18 protein-coding genes and 4 pseudogenes are annotated in these 17,622 nt (G+C 35.6%); 15 read left to right on the top strand and 7 right to left on the bottom strand.

Features of this window, described 5'->3' with window-relative positions; genetic code table 11:
- The 4 genes from AC3B6Y_RS00205 (at position 1) to AC3B6Y_RS00190 (ending at position 3,048) form a co-directional block, all read left to right on the top strand.
- Positions 1 to 744 carry a DeoR/GlpR family DNA-binding transcription regulator gene (locus AC3B6Y_RS00205; protein WP_489791106.1) on the top strand — a complete coding sequence of 248 codons (744 nt, stop codon included), beginning with the start codon at positions 1 to 3 and terminating at the stop codon, positions 742 to 744.
- Positions 745 to 786: 42 nt separating this feature from the next.
- Positions 787 to 1,446 carry a ribulose-phosphate 3-epimerase gene (rpe, locus tag AC3B6Y_RS00200; protein WP_489791105.1) on the top strand — a complete coding sequence of 220 codons (660 nt, stop codon included), beginning with the start codon at positions 787 to 789 and terminating at the stop codon, positions 1,444 to 1,446.
- 133 nt (positions 1,447 to 1,579) lie between these two features.
- Positions 1,580 to 1,879 carry an MTH1187 family thiamine-binding protein gene (locus tag AC3B6Y_RS00195; RefSeq protein WP_489758023.1) on the top strand — a complete coding sequence of 100 codons (300 nt, stop codon included), beginning with the start codon at positions 1,580 to 1,582 and terminating at the stop codon, positions 1,877 to 1,879.
- A gap of 296 nt (positions 1,880 to 2,175) precedes the next feature.
- Complete coding sequence (locus AC3B6Y_RS00190) at positions 2,176 to 3,048, top strand: GNAT family N-acetyltransferase (RefSeq protein ID WP_489791104.1); 873 nt, start codon at positions 2,176 to 2,178, stop codon at positions 3,046 to 3,048.
- 146 nt (positions 3,049 to 3,194) lie between these two features.
- Here AC3B6Y_RS00190 and AC3B6Y_RS00185 read toward each other — a convergent pair whose 3' ends face one another.
- From AC3B6Y_RS00185 to AC3B6Y_RS00170, 4 genes are all read right to left on the bottom strand, one after another.
- Positions 3,195 to 3,620 carry an SRPBCC family protein gene (locus AC3B6Y_RS00185; RefSeq protein ID WP_489790371.1) on the bottom strand — a complete coding sequence of 142 codons (426 nt, stop codon included), beginning with the start codon at positions 3,618 to 3,620 and terminating at the stop codon, positions 3,195 to 3,197.
- 98 nt (positions 3,621 to 3,718) lie between these two features.
- Positions 3,719 to 4,543, bottom strand: coding sequence for a helix-turn-helix transcriptional regulator (locus AC3B6Y_RS00180; protein WP_489791103.1), 825 nt, complete (start codon positions 4,541 to 4,543; stop codon positions 3,719 to 3,721).
- A gap of 172 nt (positions 4,544 to 4,715) precedes the next feature.
- Complete coding sequence (locus AC3B6Y_RS00175; protein ID WP_489791102.1) at positions 4,716 to 5,279, bottom strand: UbiX family flavin prenyltransferase; 564 nt, start codon at positions 5,277 to 5,279, stop codon at positions 4,716 to 4,718.
- A gap of 7 nt (positions 5,280 to 5,286) precedes the next feature.
- A complete protein-coding gene (locus tag AC3B6Y_RS00170) occupies positions 5,287 to 6,759 on the bottom strand; it encodes a UbiD family decarboxylase (RefSeq protein WP_489791101.1) in 1,473 nt (490 codons plus the stop codon).
- A 275-nt stretch (positions 6,760 to 7,034) separates the two neighbouring features.
- Between AC3B6Y_RS00170 and lpdD the strand changes: the two genes are divergently transcribed.
- The 8 genes and pseudogenes from lpdD to AC3B6Y_RS00130 all read left to right on the top strand — a co-directional run bounded on the left by lpdD (position 7,035) and on the right by AC3B6Y_RS00130 (position 11,968).
- Positions 7,035 to 7,454 (top strand): prenylated flavin chaperone LpdD, encoded by a 420-nt coding sequence (gene lpdD, locus AC3B6Y_RS00165; RefSeq protein ID WP_489791100.1) that lies wholly within the window; start codon positions 7,035 to 7,037, stop codon positions 7,452 to 7,454.
- Between the two features lie 342 nt (positions 7,455 to 7,796).
- Positions 7,797 to 8,489 (top strand): annotated as a pseudogene (locus AC3B6Y_RS00160) (Fic family protein).
- Positions 8,490 to 8,714: 225 nt separating this feature from the next.
- Positions 8,715 to 8,996, top strand: a pseudogene (locus AC3B6Y_RS00155) (type II toxin-antitoxin system Phd/YefM family antitoxin).
- Between the two features lie 5 nt (positions 8,997 to 9,001).
- Positions 9,002 to 9,162 (top strand): annotated as a pseudogene (locus AC3B6Y_RS00150) (type II toxin-antitoxin system RelE/ParE family toxin); the annotation flags it as partial.
- 232 nt (positions 9,163 to 9,394) lie between these two features.
- Positions 9,395 to 10,066: an MBL fold metallo-hydrolase gene (locus tag AC3B6Y_RS00145; protein ID WP_489791099.1), complete on the top strand. Its 672-nt coding sequence runs from the start codon at positions 9,395 to 9,397 to the stop codon at positions 10,064 to 10,066.
- A gap of 115 nt (positions 10,067 to 10,181) precedes the next feature.
- Positions 10,182 to 11,033 carry a Cof-type HAD-IIB family hydrolase gene (locus AC3B6Y_RS00140; RefSeq protein WP_489791098.1) on the top strand — a complete coding sequence of 284 codons (852 nt, stop codon included), beginning with the start codon at positions 10,182 to 10,184 and terminating at the stop codon, positions 11,031 to 11,033.
- A 375-nt stretch (positions 11,034 to 11,408) separates the two neighbouring features.
- Positions 11,409 to 11,489, top strand: a pseudogene (locus AC3B6Y_RS00135) (type II toxin-antitoxin system RelB/DinJ family antitoxin); the annotation flags it as partial.
- Positions 11,490 to 11,749: 260 nt separating this feature from the next.
- Positions 11,750 to 11,968 carry a hypothetical protein gene (locus AC3B6Y_RS00130; protein WP_489758033.1) on the top strand — a complete coding sequence of 73 codons (219 nt, stop codon included), beginning with the start codon at positions 11,750 to 11,752 and terminating at the stop codon, positions 11,966 to 11,968.
- Between the two features lie 279 nt (positions 11,969 to 12,247).
- Here AC3B6Y_RS00130 and AC3B6Y_RS00125 read toward each other — a convergent pair whose 3' ends face one another.
- The 3 genes from AC3B6Y_RS00125 to AC3B6Y_RS00115 all read right to left on the bottom strand — a co-directional run bounded on the left by AC3B6Y_RS00125 (position 12,248) and on the right by AC3B6Y_RS00115 (position 13,932).
- A complete protein-coding gene (locus tag AC3B6Y_RS00125; protein WP_489791097.1) occupies positions 12,248 to 12,364 on the bottom strand; it encodes a type II toxin-antitoxin system PemK/MazF family toxin in 117 nt (38 codons plus the stop codon).
- Entirely contained in the window at positions 12,358 to 12,621 is a 264-nt protein-coding gene (locus AC3B6Y_RS00120) for an AbrB/MazE/SpoVT family DNA-binding domain-containing protein (protein ID WP_489791096.1), read from the bottom strand. The genes AC3B6Y_RS00125 and AC3B6Y_RS00120 overlap by 7 nt, the downstream gene beginning before the upstream one ends.
- 147 nt (positions 12,622 to 12,768) lie before the next feature.
- Positions 12,769 to 13,932 carry an MFS transporter gene (locus AC3B6Y_RS00115; protein ID WP_489791095.1) on the bottom strand — a complete coding sequence of 388 codons (1,164 nt, stop codon included), beginning with the start codon at positions 13,930 to 13,932 and terminating at the stop codon, positions 12,769 to 12,771.
- Between the two features lie 97 nt (positions 13,933 to 14,029).
- Here AC3B6Y_RS00115 and AC3B6Y_RS00110 point away from each other — a divergent pair, with 97 nt between their 5' ends.
- The 3 genes from AC3B6Y_RS00110 (at position 14,030) to AC3B6Y_RS00100 (ending at position 17,599) form a co-directional block, all read left to right on the top strand.
- The gene (locus AC3B6Y_RS00110; RefSeq protein WP_489769818.1) at positions 14,030 to 14,860 is read left to right on the top strand and encodes an Rgg family transcriptional regulator; all 831 of its coding nucleotides are present in this window, start codon (positions 14,030 to 14,032) and stop codon (positions 14,858 to 14,860) included.
- Between the two features lie 239 nt (positions 14,861 to 15,099).
- Complete coding sequence (locus AC3B6Y_RS00105) at positions 15,100 to 16,719, top strand: DUF3114 domain-containing protein (RefSeq protein WP_489791094.1); 1,620 nt, start codon at positions 15,100 to 15,102, stop codon at positions 16,717 to 16,719.
- Between the two features lie 4 nt (positions 16,720 to 16,723).
- On the top strand, positions 16,724 to 17,599 hold the full coding sequence (locus AC3B6Y_RS00100; RefSeq protein ID WP_489791093.1) for a hypothetical protein: 876 nt from the start codon (positions 16,724 to 16,726) through the stop codon (positions 17,597 to 17,599).
- Positions 17,600 to 17,622: the final 23 nt, after the last annotated feature.

Here is a 17,622-nt window from a genome sequence, read left to right as displayed (position 1 = left end):
ATGATCCCGTACGAACGACAAAAAGAAATTATTGATTATCTATCCAATAAAGAAATAGTTAAGTTTGATGAATTACAACAAGATTTTTCTAATGTTTCGGGATCTACTCTCCGAAGAGATTTAAAGAAGCTAGAAGTTGATGGTAAAATTAAGCATTTATCAGGCGGAGCTTTTACGATGACATCGCCAACTGGTGAGCTTTCAATTGTAAGAAAAACTTCTTTAAACTCTAAGAAAAAAAAGATAATTGCTCAATTAGCTGCTGAACAAATTTCTGTTGGCGATAGTGTCTATGTTGATTCTGGATCGAATAATGCTCTTTTGTTAAATGAAATTATTGACCAAAAGATAACTATCTATACTACTAATACTAAAGTTTTGAATATTAATAATGAAGTTCAAGCTGATATTATTTTATTAGGCGGTTACTATAATCCAGTTATTTCTTCTTTAAGTGGAAGCTTGACGCGCAATAATTTAAAGAATTTATATTTTGATTGTGCTTTTTTAGGTGCAAATGGAATTGATGAGAACAAGGGTGTAACTACTCCAAACATCAATGAAGCAGAGAAAAAGAGAATTGTAAAGAATAATTCACAGAAAACTTATCTTCTTTGCGACAGTAGTAAATTTCATAGAATATCGACAGTTCACGTTTTCGATCTAGCTGATGTTACATTAATTTCAGACAAAAAGGATCAATCATTAAGTCAATATGTGCCGTTTATTGTTCCTAAAAATTAATATAATAATATTGCTGCTTAACTTCTTGGCGGAGGTTAAGAGATGAATAAAAAAATTGCACCATCTTTAATGTGTACCAATTTAGGTAATGTAGCTCGTGATGTACGAGAATTGGATACTGCTGGTGTTGATTATTATCATATCGACATTATGGACGGTAGTTTTGTACCCAACTTTACTTTGGGTCCGGACTTTGTACAAGCAGTGCGGCAGTTAACAACTAAACCATTAGATATTCACACAATGGTCCAACAACCAGAACGTTTTGTAGCTTTATTTCAGCAAGCTGGTGCTGATATGATGTCCATCCATGCTGAAGCAACCAATAACTTGCAAGGAACTTTGGTAGCTATCAAAAATGCTGGTATGAAAGCCGGAGTGGCGATTAATCCCGCGACCCCCTTGAATGTGCTAGATTATGTTTTGCCAGTAGTTGACTATGTAGTCTTAATGACTGTGAATCCCGGTTTTGCTGGTCAAAAATTTATTCCTGAAATGTATTCTAAGATTGAACAATTAAAATCGAAAATCCAAGCTGCCAAATTAGATGTTGCCATTGAAGTAGATGGCAATTTAGGCCAACAAACAATACCACGCTGCGTAGCTTCGGGAGCTGATTGGTTTGTTGGCGGAACCAGTTCTATTTACCATGCCGGAAGCTCTTTAACACAAAACGTACACAAAACTCGTGCATGGCTATAACAACAAAAATCTTAAATAGAGTATCTGTAAGCTGTTCTGCGTGTTGCATACGATTCTCTCTTAAGCAGTTTTATCATACTAAAATGATGCTATAATAACTTATATAGAAAGTCCTTAGAAAGAAGACATTAAAATGAATACTTTAATTTCAGTAGCAATCGCGCCTTTGGGTGTTGGTGAGCATTTAAGTGGTTACGTTGATGATATTATCGGTGTAATTGAAGCTTCTGGTTTGACGTATAAAACAACAGCAATGGGTACCGAGATTGAAGGCGAATGGTCCGAAGTGATGGCTACCGTGCAAAAGGCAGTCCAAACTTTAACTGATCAGGGAATTAGGGCTTATGTTTCGCTAAATGCTGATATTCGACCAGGTCATACGGACACAATTGAAACGAAACTACAGAAAATTCATCATAAATTGGAAGGTTAATTGAATACAGAAGTGTCTGTTTGATTCTGAGATAAAGATTTTTAAGTAGGACTGATTAATTTAGATATGGGTAAGCTCGTATACTAATTAATCAGTCCTTTTATATTAGATCCAGAATGAGGTATTAGCCCGTCTTATTTTAAAGCTACCTATAAAGAGAAAAGATTCAAGTAAATTTTTATCCCATACTTAATTTATTTCTGAAGAAAGTTAATATACAATAACCGTTATTATTAAAAATGAGTTAAATGTGATGATTTTACAAAATTTAATGTATACGCATAGAGGGTGTTTGTATGGATATTAAGATTTTGAAGAAATTAAATGTTGAGCAAATCAATGCAGTAAAGCAATTGTTACAGAAGGTTCATCAATATGATCATACTTTTCGTGATCCTTATCTGAGTAATCAATTTAATTTTTTTCCGGATATGCCAACTTTTTTATTGGCTTATCAAAAGCAAAAATTGGTTGGTATGGTTATGATCTATGCGGATGAAAAACCAAGTAACGGTATAGTAGATCTTTATATTAATGTTTTACCTGATGCGCGGAAACAAAGGGTGACAACAAAATTATTGTCCTATGTTAAGAAAATTTTGCATAATTATAATTACACTAAATGGGAATATATTTCGGAACAAAACTTTTTAAAAAATTATCCTGAATTTTTGACACACAACCAATTATCTATTTCTAATACGGAATATCAATTAAGTTTGGATTTAAAAGAGTTCCACTCGGTAAAGTTTGATGAAAATATTTTTACATCAGAACTAACTGATGCGGAGATATCTACTGTTTCTAAAATGGAAAGCGTAATTTTTGATAATGATTCAATGATTAGTGAAAATTATATGCGCAATAGTTTTTTAGATACCAATATTATCCAATACGTCTTGCATAAAAATAATCAAATTATTGGGTATTGTGCTATTAATTTTGAAACTGAATATTATTTTTTTGATTTATTTATAGCTGTACAATACCAAAAACAAGGATATGGAACTATTTTTATTACTCAGATTTTACAAAAGCTGAAGCAATTAGGTAATAAACGGTGTGTTATTGGTGTAATGGGTGATAATTTACCGGCATTGCAGCTCTATAAGAAGGCTGGGTTTATCCAAGATACTAAAATACTATATTTGACAGACCTAATTGTTTAAAATAATCGGCAATACAATTTTTTAGGACAGCCCAGCATAAGTTAAAAAGCTGAATGCTAATTGCTATTAGTTCAATGATTTAAAACCAAACTAAAAAGGAAACGCTTCGTCATTATTAAACGAAGGCTTCCTTTTTGGGTTTTAACTTATCCAGGCTGTTGTTCGATGACCTGGACTAAGTTGGCTAAATTAGTTTGAAAAGCATGTTTGGCAACTGGCGTTAATAACTTTATGGGTAAGTGCTTAGTTGCTTGAGGGTCAACACTTAATTCTTCTTGAATCAGTACTTGCTTGTCTTGTTCTGTTAAGTTAAAGATTAATTGATAGGCTAAACGCCCTTGACTGCTGAGATACTTCACTTGTGCTGGAGTAACCACCACTTGAATAATTTCTTTATCATTTAAAGCGTAATCGGCGCGCTTGATTTGAAAGCGATCGGACGCTTCTCCCATTTGGACAGTATCAATTTCTGGCACCCACTGTAATAACTCTTGGGGATGATCCAAAATATGATGCACACTTGCTAAGTTGGCTTGAGCTAAAGCCATGTTTGAAAATAATACTTGGTTCATAATAATTTCCTCCTTGTGATGCTTTCAGTATAGGAGAAATCAATTTTTGACAAAAATAAGAATACTAATAAAAACTAATTAGTTCTTATCTCAGAACCTTAGTTGACATGGTGTAAATCTTCAGGGAACCATTCCGCCAAAATATCTTGGCGGAAACGAGCTTCTTGCGCTTGATTTTTTTGATCTAAATGTTCCGCACTCTGAGCTAGTAAATAATAACAATTTAGCAACATATAATGAGAGTTATGCTGAGTAATAAAGGCAATGGCCTGGGTCAATTGCTGACTAGCTTTGACGTAATCAGCTTGATTATAAGTCATTAAAGCCGTCAAATAACCAATAATGTTCAAATTCTCTTCATAAAGAGCGGAGTCAAAATTTTGCCAGGCTAATTTTTGATAATTTTTCATTAGCTGCCAGGTGTATTTGCATGAGTAGGTATAAGCTAAAGCTATGTGACATAAGCGAGTCAAAGTGGTGGGGTTAGGGGTAGGCTGCAATTCAGCCAGGGCTAATTTTAAGCTTTGCAACCCCTCATCGAGTTGTTGGGTATTGACTTGAGCAACACCTAGATAATAGTAATACGACTGTTCTTGTAAGACAGTGCCAACTTGATTAATAGTTGTGGACTTGGTTAAAAAATTAGCTAATTCTTGATATTTATGCTGATTACATAATTGTTCCAAAGTTTGATTGAGCCGTTGATCGGCACTAATGCCGTAATTAGTATCCAAGCTAAGATCTTGGAGGTTGAGTTGTAGCCGGTCACATAAAGCAAAGAGTAATTGGGCGTTAGGGGTATAACGATCATGCTCAATGGCTGAGAGCATTGGTTGACTACAGATATTGAGGCAAGCTTGTTTTTGTGAGAGGTGAGCTGTTTGGCGGGCAGCTTTGATTAATGATCCTAAGGAATTTTCCATAATAAAAAGCCTTTCGTAAAAGTAAAGTTGTTATTTGACATTATTGTTAATAGCGGCTGCACATAAGCCTTTCTTATTTAAAGCACAAAAAAAGCAGCAAAATCTTAATTGAAAGACTGCAGCTTCTTTGGTAGATACAAGAGTCAAAATATAAGATTGATGATTATCAGAACTATTTGCCATTCCAGCGTTGGGAGAATTCGTTTGGAATGCTCAAGGCATCTAAAACTTTCATTGATTGATGGTCGAGTAAATCTTGGATTGATGAAGGGTGTGTATAAAATGCGGGGATGGGAGGAATGATCTGTACTCCTAGTTGGGATAGTTTAGTTAAATTTTCTAAGTGGATGGTACTTAACGGCGATTCGCGAGGAACGACAATCAACTTACGTTGTTCTTTTAACATGACGTCGGCGGCGCGTCCAATCAAATTATCTGAAAAGCCGTGTGCAATTCCGGCCACAGTTTTCATGCTAGCCGGTACAATGACCATACCATCAACTAAAAAGGATCCACTAGCAATTTTTGCTCCTTGGTTGCGATTATCATAGACATAATCGGCTAAGGAAGTGACATCATTGAGCTGGTAATCAGTGTCTAAGGCTAAGTTTTGTTTGGCCCATTTACTCATGATTAAGTGTGTTTCAACGTCAGTAATTTGCTGAAGCTTTTGTAAAAGGTCGATTGCATAAATTGTTCCCGAAGCTCCAGTTACTCCAATAACGATTCTTTTCATTAGGTATTTACTCCAAATATTTTTTCCAGTCAGGAACTTTCATGAATTGCGCTCTTTGAAATTGTTTTTTCATATCAAACGGAACAGTACCATCAACAACCAATTTAGAGCTCATGCCGCGAAAACGAATCGACTGGGGATCATATTCTGGCCGTTCAGAAGGGTCTAATGGATGGTTCCGCATTCCTGGTAATATCATCAGATCTTTATCAGCTTGAAATCTGGTGTTAATTGTCCAAACAACGTCGTTCATGTCAAAAATATCCACATCTTCATCAACTAAAAAGACGGTCTTTAACTCTTTAAACGCTGAAAAGGCTAATAAAGCTGCTTGTCGTTGTATTCCTTCATCCGCTTCATTATCCTTGTGGATTTGCATAATTGTCATTAGCTTGCCACCGCCTGCAGGGGGATTGTAAACATTGAGTACTTTGTCCGGAATGGCTTTATTCACTAATTGCAAGATGCTAGCTTCGGTGGGGATTCCCGCCATGCTAACATGTTCCTCACTGGGACCAATGACACTTTGCATGATTGGATTTTGACGATGAGTCACGGCCGTTACTTTAATTACTTGCACTGCGGGATTAGCATCGCCGTCGTAACCTGGAAATTCAGGCATAGCCTTACCAGTGTGGGTATTAATATCTTCTTGAATCCGTTGATTAGGCATGATATATCCTTCTAGGGTATACTCGGATCTAGCGATGGCCTTTTCATCCACGGAAACGCCATTAACTAATTCGACTGGTTGTTGGCGAATGGCACCGGCTACGCTTAATTCATTGTAGCCTAAGGGAGTTGTTGGTGGCTCAAAAGTAGTACCAATCGTGACTGCTGGATCAAGTCCAATGTTAATCGTAACTGGCATGGGCTGATTTGCTTGTTCGTATTCTTGGGCAAAGGCCCCAATGTGGCGACCACCAGGCATAATATAAATTCCTAGTGTATCTTTGCCTTCGATACACATCCGGTGGATGGTCACATCAGACATACTTTTTTGCATATTAGAACCCAAAACGACCCCAACGGTAATATATGGGCCAGCATCTTGTGGAGTATTGGTGGGGGCAGCCACTAATTTGCGAATATCAAAATCCTTATCGGTTGCGCGATGGATAACTTCATGAGCAGGAGCGTCTTTTTCAGCTACGACTACAGGGGCAATTGGCTGTGAAACAGCTTCATTGAACATTTGACCTAGCGTCTTGTAGTCATGGTGTAAAATTTTACCGACCCTTTTACGACTTGCCATCAAACCAATTAAGACACGGGTATCGGGGAAACCGGTCACATTGTTAAACATCATGGCTGGTCCTTCTTGCGTAGGCCGTTCAACTGTACCGCCGGCACCAATATAGCGATAAACTCCGGCTAATTCCGCATTTGGATCAACCGCAACATCAGTTTCATGATAATTTTGCGGATCATCTTGAATCTCGGAGAGAACCTTGCGTAGATCCCATTTTTCTTTAGTCATGTATCATCAACTCCTAGGGAATAATTTATGATTAATAAAGTTTGCACTTGCTGTTAGTTCATAGTAGTGATTTCGTGTCAAGTTTTAATTGTTTCAAATATGACCTGATCTTCACAGTTATTATAATAATTATGGTCAGTAGAGATCAATTTGAACTCGATGATTTTACCGTGCTAGAATAGCATAACATAATTAAACTTGGCTTGACGCTCAGTTATGATTTTTTGACAAAGAGCGCAGTGATAAAATTCAATGACTTGGGTAGGAGAATGAAAATGACTAAAAAATATACTTCTGTAGTTACACGGTTAGACTTTTCGTTGCAAATTGAAGCAAAATTTATCGGTAAGGATCTCTTGGTTAATTTAACTGGTGGCGATCATCCACATATTGGAGCACTGACCATGATTGACCAAACGGGAAAAATAACGAACCAAGCGTTTCCTAGTCATGATGGACGAGTACATAAAGATGGTGTCCTTGCGCGGCAAATTATTCATATTATCAAGGCCAGTTTACCGGGAGTTGGCGTTGTTTCGGCGGGCGTGCATGTTGATCACATTAGTCAAGTCCAGTTACAAGCAACCGGGCCTATGACCGTTGAATTAGGACAACGGTTAAAGAAATGGTTGGATAATACGAATCTCAATGTTACTGAACCGCAATATTACGGAAAAGATGAACGTCCCCAATAATGGCGGAGGAGTCAACATTTGAAAAAATAATTTTTTTGATTGGTAATAATTTATCGATGATATACTTAAACTATTGATGCTGATAGATCTTGTTGAAAGGAAAGTCATTCTATGAATAATACGAACAAAATATTATTAATAATTTTATGGATTATCACTATTGGTTTATTTGTAATGTATATTAATGGTAATTCATCTGGCACGCCCGCACTAACGACTTTAGCACTGGCTCTTGTAATGACGTTAGTTTTTAGAAAATGATCAGTTAAGTCTATTAATACAATGTTTGTGAAAGTTATACAAAGAAGTTATTTAATGATTAAAAAAATTGAGGTAACGGCAATGGCGGAATTCACCAAGTATCCTAATAAATATTAATTTACGCCAGCAGAAAATCGGCGTTTTGCGCGTGCAAATTTTACTAAGCTGGTACATACTAATGCGCGTTTTGAAGGTGTTAGTACCACTTTGCCACAAACGCAAACAATTATGGATGGTATGAGTGTTACTGGGGTATCAGTTGCAGATATTTTAACGATTGTTAATTTAAAGCGTGGCTGGCAATATGTAGTTAGTCAAACACAATCATTAACACTAGACACAGAAAAAGCGATCAATAAAATTGTTGCTGCTGAAAATGCACTGGTTCCAGGTGAATTAAGACAAGGGCGGCAAGGTGGGGTTCATTTAGGCGGTGATGAATATTTTGAGCCGCCGCTAGTTGACGAATAACAAGAACAAGCTTTTTTATAAGAATTATTAAATTCCCAGAAAACGACGACGGACCAGGCTTTAACATTGCTGTATCACAATATGCGCCAACAGATTTTTTGGGATGGTAATAAACGGACAGCTACTCTAGCAGCCAATAAGCTAATGATTGATGGTGGAGCAGGTTTGATTAATGTTCTGCTAGATCAATGGGAGAAATGGAATGAATTGTTAGCCAACTTTTATCGGACTAACGAGATGCAAGCTCTTAAGGATTGGACCTATGACCATGCTATTCAAGGGTTAGATGCGCGAAAGATCTGAAATAAAGACTATCTAGGTTTAGACTGTCTGATCTGATTTTGATATTAATTGGATGACGTTACATTAATAACGGTCTGACAATTTGCTATAAAAAAGAATAATAACAAACCCAGTTAACTAAAGTTGATGATAATTTCTTGTCTCAAGAGTAGAGTTTTGATATGAGTAAAGTTTCTGAGTTGATGGTAACAATTCAATAATAATAACCTTAAAATTTTTCTGATTATGACCTTAGCGTTAACTCAAAGTGACTTTCGAACTAATCTCAAAAAGTATCTAGATCAAGTTAATGATGAAGATAAAACGTTTTATATTGCCCGTTCAAATAATTGAGCAGTAGCAATTGTTTCGCAGGAAAAAATGTATTGGATGGAAAAAGCATTAAAAGCTAAAGAAGATTCATTGAAGTATGCGATTGCTCGCGCTCAACTTATTAAACGACAAGTTTTGCCAGATGATCAGGCGGTTGAGGCTAATGATGATTATTGGAATCAATTTAAATCATGAAGGATATGAATAAATTGAAATTTAAACCTCGAGCCACATTTAATGCAGATTTAAAGCGTTTAGTCAGTTTGGATCCGACCATTATTGACAAAGTCCGCGCAGCCATTGGGGACAGCACCAATTACCACCAGAATTTAATGATCATAAACTTGAGCGTCAATTAAATGTTTAATTAGGTTTTGAAAGAACGTTAATTCATTAAAAGAATACTTACAGATCAATTGGAGATTTCTGTTGTTATGGAAACAGAATTAATCTTAAAGCAGCAAACCAAATTGTTTGAAATCGTGGTTATGATGTTAGTTAAGATAAATTTAAGTTTGACAAGGCAATGAACCACAATGGTATATAATATAAAAAGTAAGCTGTCACAAAATTTTTGATTGTAGGTCCAAAGCATGCAATTTTTAATACAAAAAAGTACCTCTTGGGGTAAAAATAATTATTTTATTATCAAAACCAAAACTGACCAGCTGTTGGTAATTGATCCACCGGCTGATATCGAACAAAGTTATCCGCTCTTACAGCAAAATACTAGTCAAACTTTGACTATTTTTTTAACCCATCGGCATCACGATCACGTGGAAGGGCTGCCTTTTTTACAACAGCATTTTAACTGCCACTTGTATGTTGCTAAGCCAGAATGGCAGCAATGGCTTAAAGAAGGACGACAGCCAACAATTGCAGTGACGACATTTGAGAATGAACAAAGTTATCAGTTTGCTGACGTACAGATTAAGTGTTTGTTAACTCCGGGGCACACAATGGGTTCCAGTTGTTTTGTGATTAATGACCAGTATTTGTTGACGGGAGATACGTTATTTGTGGAAGGCTGTGGCTTGTGTGGTGACTATGATCAAGCTAATCAAGAAATGTTTGCTTCCTTGCAGCGCATCAAGGCTTTAGCGCCAGACTTATTAGTTTATCCGGGCCATACTTATCGGCGCCAGCCTGGCTGTAGTTTACAGTATATTAAGGAGCGTAATATTTATTTACGATTTAAAACTTTAGCGCAGTTTATTAATTTTCGAGAACGTCCTAATCAAAAGCATTTGTTAAAATTTAAGTAACATACTTGTTAAAAAGCAAGTAGGATCCTGGAATAATTAAGCAATAGATTTTTAGATTCTGATGCTTGAAAAGAGCAAGCTAGTTTTTTATAAATTAATCAAAGAGGCGAGCAGTGTGAAAGTTTTGGTAAGTGATTTAGACGGGACGTTGTTTAATGCGCAGGGGCAAATTTCACAGCCCAATGTTGTAGCTTTACATAAGTGGTTGGAGCAGAATTTATTAGTGATTGCTTCAGGCAGATTTGTGACGAATATCAGACAAATGTTACGTCAGTATCAGTTGCGTGGCCCGATTATCGCACTGAATGGCGCACTGGTGGTTGACCAAAATGATCAAGTCATTGCTAGTCATGGATTACCAATGACAGCGGCGTTAGAGGAAACCATCGCTTTGTGTGAACAGCAGCAATTAATTTATACAATTTATAATCCTCAAGGTGCTTATACGCGGCGTTATCCTGAAACTAATGCTAGTTTATGGAAGATAGCACAAGCACGTAGTGCTAGTTTGGATCCGGCTGAGGTACGGCAAGCACAGCAATTTTATAATCATGCCTTTTATCAGGTTAATCAACCGGTTGATAATGTGAATATCATGAAAACAAAACAGCAGCAGATGCTTAAATTTGAAGTTTTTAGTGAACAATCGGCGTTGTTGCAAAAAATTAGAACTATGAATCAAGAATTGAGTGTTGTCTCTTCTTCGTCACGGAATGTAGAGCTGATGGCAGCAAATTGTAGTAAAGGACAAGCTTTGAAACAATTAAGCCAAGAATTGTCATTGGATTTAACGCAGTGTTATGCCATTGGTGATGGTGAAAATGATCTGGCAATGTTTCAAGTTGCTGGTCAAAGTATTGCGATGGCCAATGCTGCGGCAGCTATTAAAAAGCAAGCCGATTTTGTAACTACGACGAACGTTGCTGACGGAGTAGCGGCGGCCATTGAACAAATTTTAAAGGCATAATTAAAAAATAGCTTGTTAGCTTATAACGATAAATTATGATAATCATCTTTAACAGGTAGCTAATTGGCATAAAGATAAAAAAACTAGGACAATAAGAATAATGTGCGTATTCTACTAGCGCAGATTAAACGATTTTTGTTCTAGCTTTATTAGAAGTAATATCATAGGAATATTTAGGCAACTTTTGGTTAGTTTTATTGGGTAGGATAATCGTCATCAATTTTACATTTATTTGTTAGATACATGACATGAAATAATTATTTTATACTAGGATTCTATTCGCTAATAATAGTCTTTAGTAGTTTAAATTGATTGAATTCATACTCAAAAGGTAATTATCATTTGAGTACAACAAGAAAGGCAGGCAAGAAAAACATGGTAGTTAAAGAAAAGAAACGGATTCAAGTTCAGATTGATAAGGATTTGGCTGAGAATACTGAAGCAGTCTTAGATGAGCAATGGTCATTGAAGAAATTATAAAAGCTTAATCAAATAATTAAACTTTAGCTTTCAAGATCGAAGTTAATGCAATTTATTTAGATTAAACTAGATACTAAAGCTTGAATAGGTAAACAAGAATTGAATTTCATATAATAAATTATTTATGTGTTTAAAATCAAATTACTGTTTTCTGAAATCTATTAGTTGAGTAAGAAAGTGTAATATTTATGAAAAAGTTTTTAAAAACTATGTCTAGTTCTTTGGAAGAGGTCACTATGTTATTTGTTCTAAAAAATAATATTCAAATTGATGTCAATAAATATCCTGATCTCAATGATTTAGGATATTGGGTGCCAATCAAGATTGAATCTAGATTGCTTTTAAGAACTAAATTACCACAACCGACTGTAGTTAACAGATTTGAGCAGATAACCAAGTTATCCGCTGAAGATTTTGACATGGGAGTGGTATCGAGTATCAATGATGTTTGGTAAATCATTTATAGTATTAATATTCAATAATAAATAAAGCAGGCGATAACCTTGTTAGAGGATATCACCTGCTTTTTACTTATATGATAATAAATAAAATAAATGACTCTTTTTATTCATTATCAATACTGAACAACAATTGCTTCATCAGTGACGTGTCTTGCTCGCAAATCTAAGGCTATTGTTTGATCTAATAATACTTTTCCAGATACTGTTTGCTTGCAGTTAGTCGATGATACATTGGAAAAGCACGTGCGATACTGCTTATTGGAGCCATAATCGTCATATTACTTGTCTTACTAGATCATTACTTAGAGCAATGGCTGGCCGTTTATTCATCTGTTCATGACTACGATTTGGATTAAAGTTAACATAAAATATATCGCTTTCGCTTACCATTGAAGTTCATGGCCCTCTGACTTTCCCCAATCAAGTTCGTGCTCCTGCTTTCCGTCTTCTTGCCAGTCCTTGAATAGTTCGTGAATATTAGTTGGCTTCTTTTTTATTGGGGTTAAAACAATGGATCCATTTTCAATTGTTACGGTCAAGTCTTGATTATCATCTAATTTTAATTGTTTAATAATCTGGTTAGGAATTCTAATAGCTTGAGAGTTCCCCCACTTTTCTAATCGTGTTTTTTCTTTAATAAGTACCATATTTTTTCCTCCTGAATTATTATTACGAGTTTAATGTATTCTGTGTAGATACGAAATTCAACTATTCTTCCTTAATGATGGATTATAGGAATGGTAGTACTTAATTAGCTCTCTAATTACATTTCCGACTACCTAGAATAATAGCAATCAAACCATAAATTCCAAAGCTGAAGTAGCTAAAGGACTCAGCGTGGGAAAAAGTAAACTCGTCATTGGTGGTGCTAAAACTAAAAGTGAATTAGCAATAGTGACGATGCCTCCTAAACGAGCAGCTGGAAAGACGCGAATTACTTGAGCAGAAAAACGTGGTGAAATTAAGCCCAATAAAAATGCAACAACGGCCACACTCCAGAAAATTAGGTAGATGTTATTCAGCAATAAACCTACTGCGGTTAAACTCAGCCAACAATCGGCGCTGATAGCTAATTTTTTAATGGCAGTGTTGGTTAGTATTTTATTACTTTGACTGTTACCTAGAATCATCATACAAGTGGTTAGTCCAGATAGTAAAGCAATTTTGATCGAACGTGGCACTAATAAAAGATTGTGGTTGTGTTTGAGAAATAAGACGAAAATGGGGGTTAATCCACCAAAGAAGCCATTCAGCAAAGCCAATTGACCTAAAGTGTTCCATAAATGCGGTTGGCTCTTTAATAATTTAAAATTTTGCAAAGTAGTTATCCAAGTTGAAGTTTGTCTATTTTTAGGTATTTGGCGTTCGGTTGCCTTTAAAGTTGGTTTCAAAATTTGATAACCTAGACCAACTACTAAAAAGATTCCCGCATTAAAGAGCGCTATTAACTTAGGAGGCCACCAAATTAGTAAGACTGAACCTAAAAGTGTTGCAAGTACACTAACTAATTGGTTGGTCAAACTGACTAGTCCTTGAGCCTGTTCTAAATCTGGTGAACGCACTAAACTTTTCGTGAACGGGATGACTAATGAAGCTGAGTAGTTACCCAATAAATCAGAGCAGAAGTTCAAATTAGCCATCATGATTAATAGCATTAAGGTGGCATGTCGACTGACTAAAATAGCGATTAAGCTATAAAAAAAGGCGCGCAAGAGGGAACTATGACTCAGTAAACGTAATTTATTGGCCTGTTGATCAGCTAAACTGCCTAAAAAGAAGCTAAAAGCAATTGGTAAGGTCTCACTGACAGAGACGATAGTAACAGCGATTTGATTTTGTGGTAGGGTTGCGGCAATTGTTAGCATCGCCGTGTAAAACAAACGATCTCCTAATTTGGAAAGCAAATTGATGCCCGCAATTTGTGTAAAGTTAATGTTTTGTCGAATAAACTTAAGCATGTTTCAACCAATCCTTTAGTTTTGATAAAGTTATTATTCAATGCTTAAATAGACTTAACTTGAAAAAGTTAACTTTTCTTAACTAGGTGGTGTTGAAATGTATGGTCCAACAATAAAAAAAATTCGTTTGGCAAAAGACTTGGCGCTCAAAAGCGTTTATTTAGGAATTTGTTCCAAGCCGAACGCAATTCAATTTGAAAAAGGGCTGCGGATGATAGCTGCGGATAAATTTAACCAAATTTTAGATAACTTAATGATTAGTTTGGAAGAATTTCAATGGATTGATCAGGGTTATCGGCCACAAAGAGCTGCTTATTATCAATTTCTAGCAACGCGAGCATTTAACAATGGTGATGTCCAAGATTTTGCGCGCACTATACAAAGCTTAGAGAACAATCCCGGTAAAATGCAACGCATTCAATTAGCGAGTTATCGTTTATTAAATTGCTATCAACAAAAGCAGCCTTTGCCGCAAGCAGAGTTACAGTTAGTTACCAATTATTTTGCTAATTTAGCGACTTGGACTTTAGCGGATGTGAAATTTTTTGCGAATAATTGTTATATTTTGCCGTATCATTTGATGATCAATTTATTGACTGAAGCCCTCAAAGTGCAACAACGTTACCAGCATTATCCACATGGTGATGAAATTTTTGCTACATTATTATTAAATTGTGCCGATCGGATGATTGAACACTGTGACTTTGATCAGGCAAAACAAATTTTACAATTGAGTTCAGAGCTAGTAGTAGGTATTACCCTGAATGGATTTCATTTGTTGCAAAAATATGAGTTAGCTAAAATTTTATTCTTGAAAGAAGATCCGCTTCAGGGTAAGCAGCAGTTATTACAAATTAAAACCATTGCAGAATTTTTAAATGATCAATCTTTAGCTGCAGAAATTAATAAATTAATTAAAACCAATTAAATTTATTTTGCTTGGCTAATTTAGATACAAATATATCTAAAAACATTACTCAATTGTTGGTTTTATATTAATTGTATGCTCTGTTATCTATTTTTTGCTTGGCATAATACTACTGCTTTACTATGTTTGATGGATATGTTATTTTACTATCAAATTAATATATTGCCATTAAAATTAAAAATTATTATATATAAATATAATATATTAATTTCGAAATAATACAGAACATGGAGAAATTAATGGTTAAAATTGACATGAGCAAGTTAGAAGAAAATAACTATCATTTACAAACACAAGTTCAAGCTTTAAAAAGTGCGTTACAAGATACCAGTGTCAAGATGAAAGCTGTGCCGAATTCTGAAGGCTTCAGCGGGAAAACGCAACAACAAATGTCCGAGTATGTCGAAGCAGCGCATGGTCGTGAATCGCAACAATTAACAAGTGAGTTAGATCAATTAGCGCAAGGTATGGAACGCTTAATTAATGACTTTAAGGCAGATGTTGATAGTAGTAGCCAAGCTAAAATTGACACCGATAATTTAGATGATCTGGAAAAAATTCTGATTAAGACCAAAGAATTAAATGGTAGAACGATGGCCCGACTGAACAAAGCCTACCAATTAGCGCTTGAAGCTGGCGCGGATTGCCAATTAATCGATGATCAAGCTGACGAAGCACTGGGTAAAACGATCCAATTGGTACAACAAACGAAGCGCAAAGTATTAAATTATAATAATCGCACCCTGCCATTAGCGTTAAAAGATTTAAGTCATAATCTGGTACATGTTAAAAGCGATTTGGCAGTAACCGCTGGGATTAAAGGACAAGGCAAAGATCATTTTCAGATGGCGGCTTTTTTAACAGAGTTAGGACACGATGGTTGGAATACTGCGGCCTTAACCAGTTATGAACACTTTTTGAATGATAGTATCAAGAACTTAAAAGGAAATAAATTATCAAAACAATTAAATCATTTATTTAAGCAGGCTCGTCAAGTCGGCTCTTCTGCCTTTAATGCATTGTTTCGCCCGTATGCGCAAACCGGAGTTAGTCAAAAAGCGGCTAGTTCAGCGTTAACGATTATGCTGAAGTACTTAGGGGCGACCGTAGAAAAGGGTTATTTGAAATTGAAACATGGTTTTCCAATGTTGAATCCCTTTGACAATGAATTGCTACAAACCTTGTTGCCTAAAGTTGTGCAAACCGCTTTTCCGTTTACTAAGGGTAAAAAGGGTGGTCTGTCTACAGCAAGTGGGACGTTAGCTACGGAAATTCACCAATTGCGCTATTATATTTCGGACTCCAACGCTAAATATGTCGAACAGGTAGCTAAGAAGTTGCACGTGACCCCTGGTGAATATTTAGATGATTTGAGTCAAACCGGGCAGTTTAAAGTCGGTAGTGAAAGTGCGAGAGCTCATAATAAATCGAAAACTAAGGATTTTTATCCGAGCATTGGTTCTTCACATAACTATAAATTGCTTTCTAATTTTCATGTAGAATTCATTATTAATAATCAAACGGGGCAATTGTTACATGTTGATTCGGCAACGACCATTGGTAAGAGTGGGCGAAATTTAACTGAATGGCAGACCGATGATTTAGCCGGTTTTGTGAATGGACCATCGTATAATTACGCCAATCAAAATGATATGAACTTATCCAATGAAAATAGCTCACACTTTAATTATGACTACTCTTATGGGAATATGGATATGCCTAATCGGAATGATATGTTAGTAAAAGATAAAACTAAAGATAAGAAAGTTCTTTATAAAACTCCTCAAAAAGAAGGTAAGAACAAATATCAGCCTGTAGATAGCTATTCGGATTATCATCGCCAAAAGCAAGGTAAATAAGACGATGAAAAGAAATTATAAGAATTTTCTGTTGGCTATGATAACAGGATTAAGTATTTTTACTATGGGACTAAGTAGTAATCCCCCCAGTAGATCAGAAATGACACCCAAGTATCAAAAAATGAGTGACAAAAAACTGCAAGCCCGCAAAGATGAGGGTGGCGTTTTAACACCTAAGATTAAAGCTAAAACGACTAAAGATTTGATAGGACAATCTTTTTCCTTTAACTCGTCAGAATTTGAATATTTTCCAAGAGAAGGCGATGGCGAATACTTTTTAAAGTTAAAACCCAATCAAACCTTTGTCTTAGTATATAACGATGCTTTTAAAGTACAGACAGTGCAAGAGGGGGGAGGAGATGGAATCAGTATTGAAACTTATGCAGGTAATTACAAAATGTCTAAAAAGCAGATCAAGTTATTTATTCAAGATTATTGGATAACGATAGAAAACGCAAGCGAAATTCATCCTTTAAGAAGAGTGAATAGTTGGCCGATAACGCCAACATCGATAGGTTTAAATCATGCATTATATAATCAATTACCGTTAGATTTACAACGAAAAATTCCATCTGATAAAGTTCATTACGATTACGATAACAATAAAGAATATGGTTTTGCGGAGAAGAATTATCCTAAAAAATATCTAAGGTATTTAAAAAATTCTGGTAATTATGAAATCGCTAAATATCATAATTATTGGCAAGTACAAATGCCTGGAGTAGATATGCAAGACGATCCGAAAAAAGAAGGAAAGTATATATTTTCTAAAAAGATTGACCGGTATGGCTACCTCCATAAGTATGATCATGTTTACCCAATACCCGATTCAGTATCAGAAGACTTAATCAACAAGTTTCGAGCTAGCGGTAGTTATTAAAAAGAAAGTGGTAGTTACTAATA

It is taken from the genome of Bombilactobacillus sp. ESL1092 (assembly GCF_058107465.1).
Note: the sequence above shows the minus strand (reverse complement) of the source record. Positions and strands in the feature narration are given on the sequence as shown.

Excerpts from the sequence above, each read along its gene's own strand:
- AC3B6Y_RS00205 (WP_489791106.1), top strand. The coding sequence starts at position 1 with ATGATCCCGTACGAACGACAAAAAGAAATTATTGATTATCTATCCAAT.
- rpe (WP_489791105.1), top strand. The coding sequence starts at position 787 with ATGAATAAAAAAATTGCACCATCTTTAATGTGTACCAATTTAGGTAAT.
- AC3B6Y_RS00195 (WP_489758023.1), top strand. The coding sequence starts at position 1,580 with ATGAATACTTTAATTTCAGTAGCAATCGCGCCTTTGGGTGTTGGTGAG.
- AC3B6Y_RS00190 (WP_489791104.1), top strand. The coding sequence starts at position 2,176 with ATGGATATTAAGATTTTGAAGAAATTAAATGTTGAGCAAATCAATGCA.
- AC3B6Y_RS00185 (WP_489790371.1), bottom strand. The coding sequence starts at position 3,620 with ATGAACCAAGTATTATTTTCAAACATGGCTTTAGCTCAAGCCAACTTA.
- AC3B6Y_RS00180 (WP_489791103.1), bottom strand. The coding sequence starts at position 4,543 with ATGGAAAATTCCTTAGGATCATTAATCAAAGCTGCCCGCCAAACAGCT.
- AC3B6Y_RS00175 (WP_489791102.1), bottom strand. The coding sequence starts at position 5,279 with ATGAAAAGAATCGTTATTGGAGTAACTGGAGCTTCGGGAACAATTTAT.
- AC3B6Y_RS00170 (WP_489791101.1), bottom strand. The coding sequence starts at position 6,759 with ATGACTAAAGAAAAATGGGATCTACGCAAGGTTCTCTCCGAGATTCAA.
- lpdD (WP_489791100.1), top strand. The coding sequence starts at position 7,035 with ATGACTAAAAAATATACTTCTGTAGTTACACGGTTAGACTTTTCGTTG.
- AC3B6Y_RS00145 (WP_489791099.1), top strand. The coding sequence starts at position 9,395 with ATGCAATTTTTAATACAAAAAAGTACCTCTTGGGGTAAAAATAATTAT.
- AC3B6Y_RS00130 (WP_489758033.1), top strand. The coding sequence starts at position 11,750 with ATGTTATTTGTTCTAAAAAATAATATTCAAATTGATGTCAATAAATAT.
- AC3B6Y_RS00125 (WP_489791097.1), bottom strand. The coding sequence starts at position 12,364 with ATGGTAAGCGAAAGCGATATATTTTATGTTAACTTTAATCCAAATCGT.
- AC3B6Y_RS00120 (WP_489791096.1), bottom strand. The coding sequence starts at position 12,621 with ATGGTACTTATTAAAGAAAAAACACGATTAGAAAAGTGGGGGAACTCT.
- AC3B6Y_RS00115 (WP_489791095.1), bottom strand. The coding sequence starts at position 13,932 with ATGCTTAAGTTTATTCGACAAAACATTAACTTTACACAAATTGCGGGC.
- AC3B6Y_RS00110 (WP_489769818.1), top strand. The coding sequence starts at position 14,030 with ATGTATGGTCCAACAATAAAAAAAATTCGTTTGGCAAAAGACTTGGCG.
- AC3B6Y_RS00105 (WP_489791094.1), top strand. The coding sequence starts at position 15,100 with ATGGTTAAAATTGACATGAGCAAGTTAGAAGAAAATAACTATCATTTA.
- AC3B6Y_RS00100 (WP_489791093.1), top strand. The coding sequence starts at position 16,724 with ATGAAAAGAAATTATAAGAATTTTCTGTTGGCTATGATAACAGGATTA.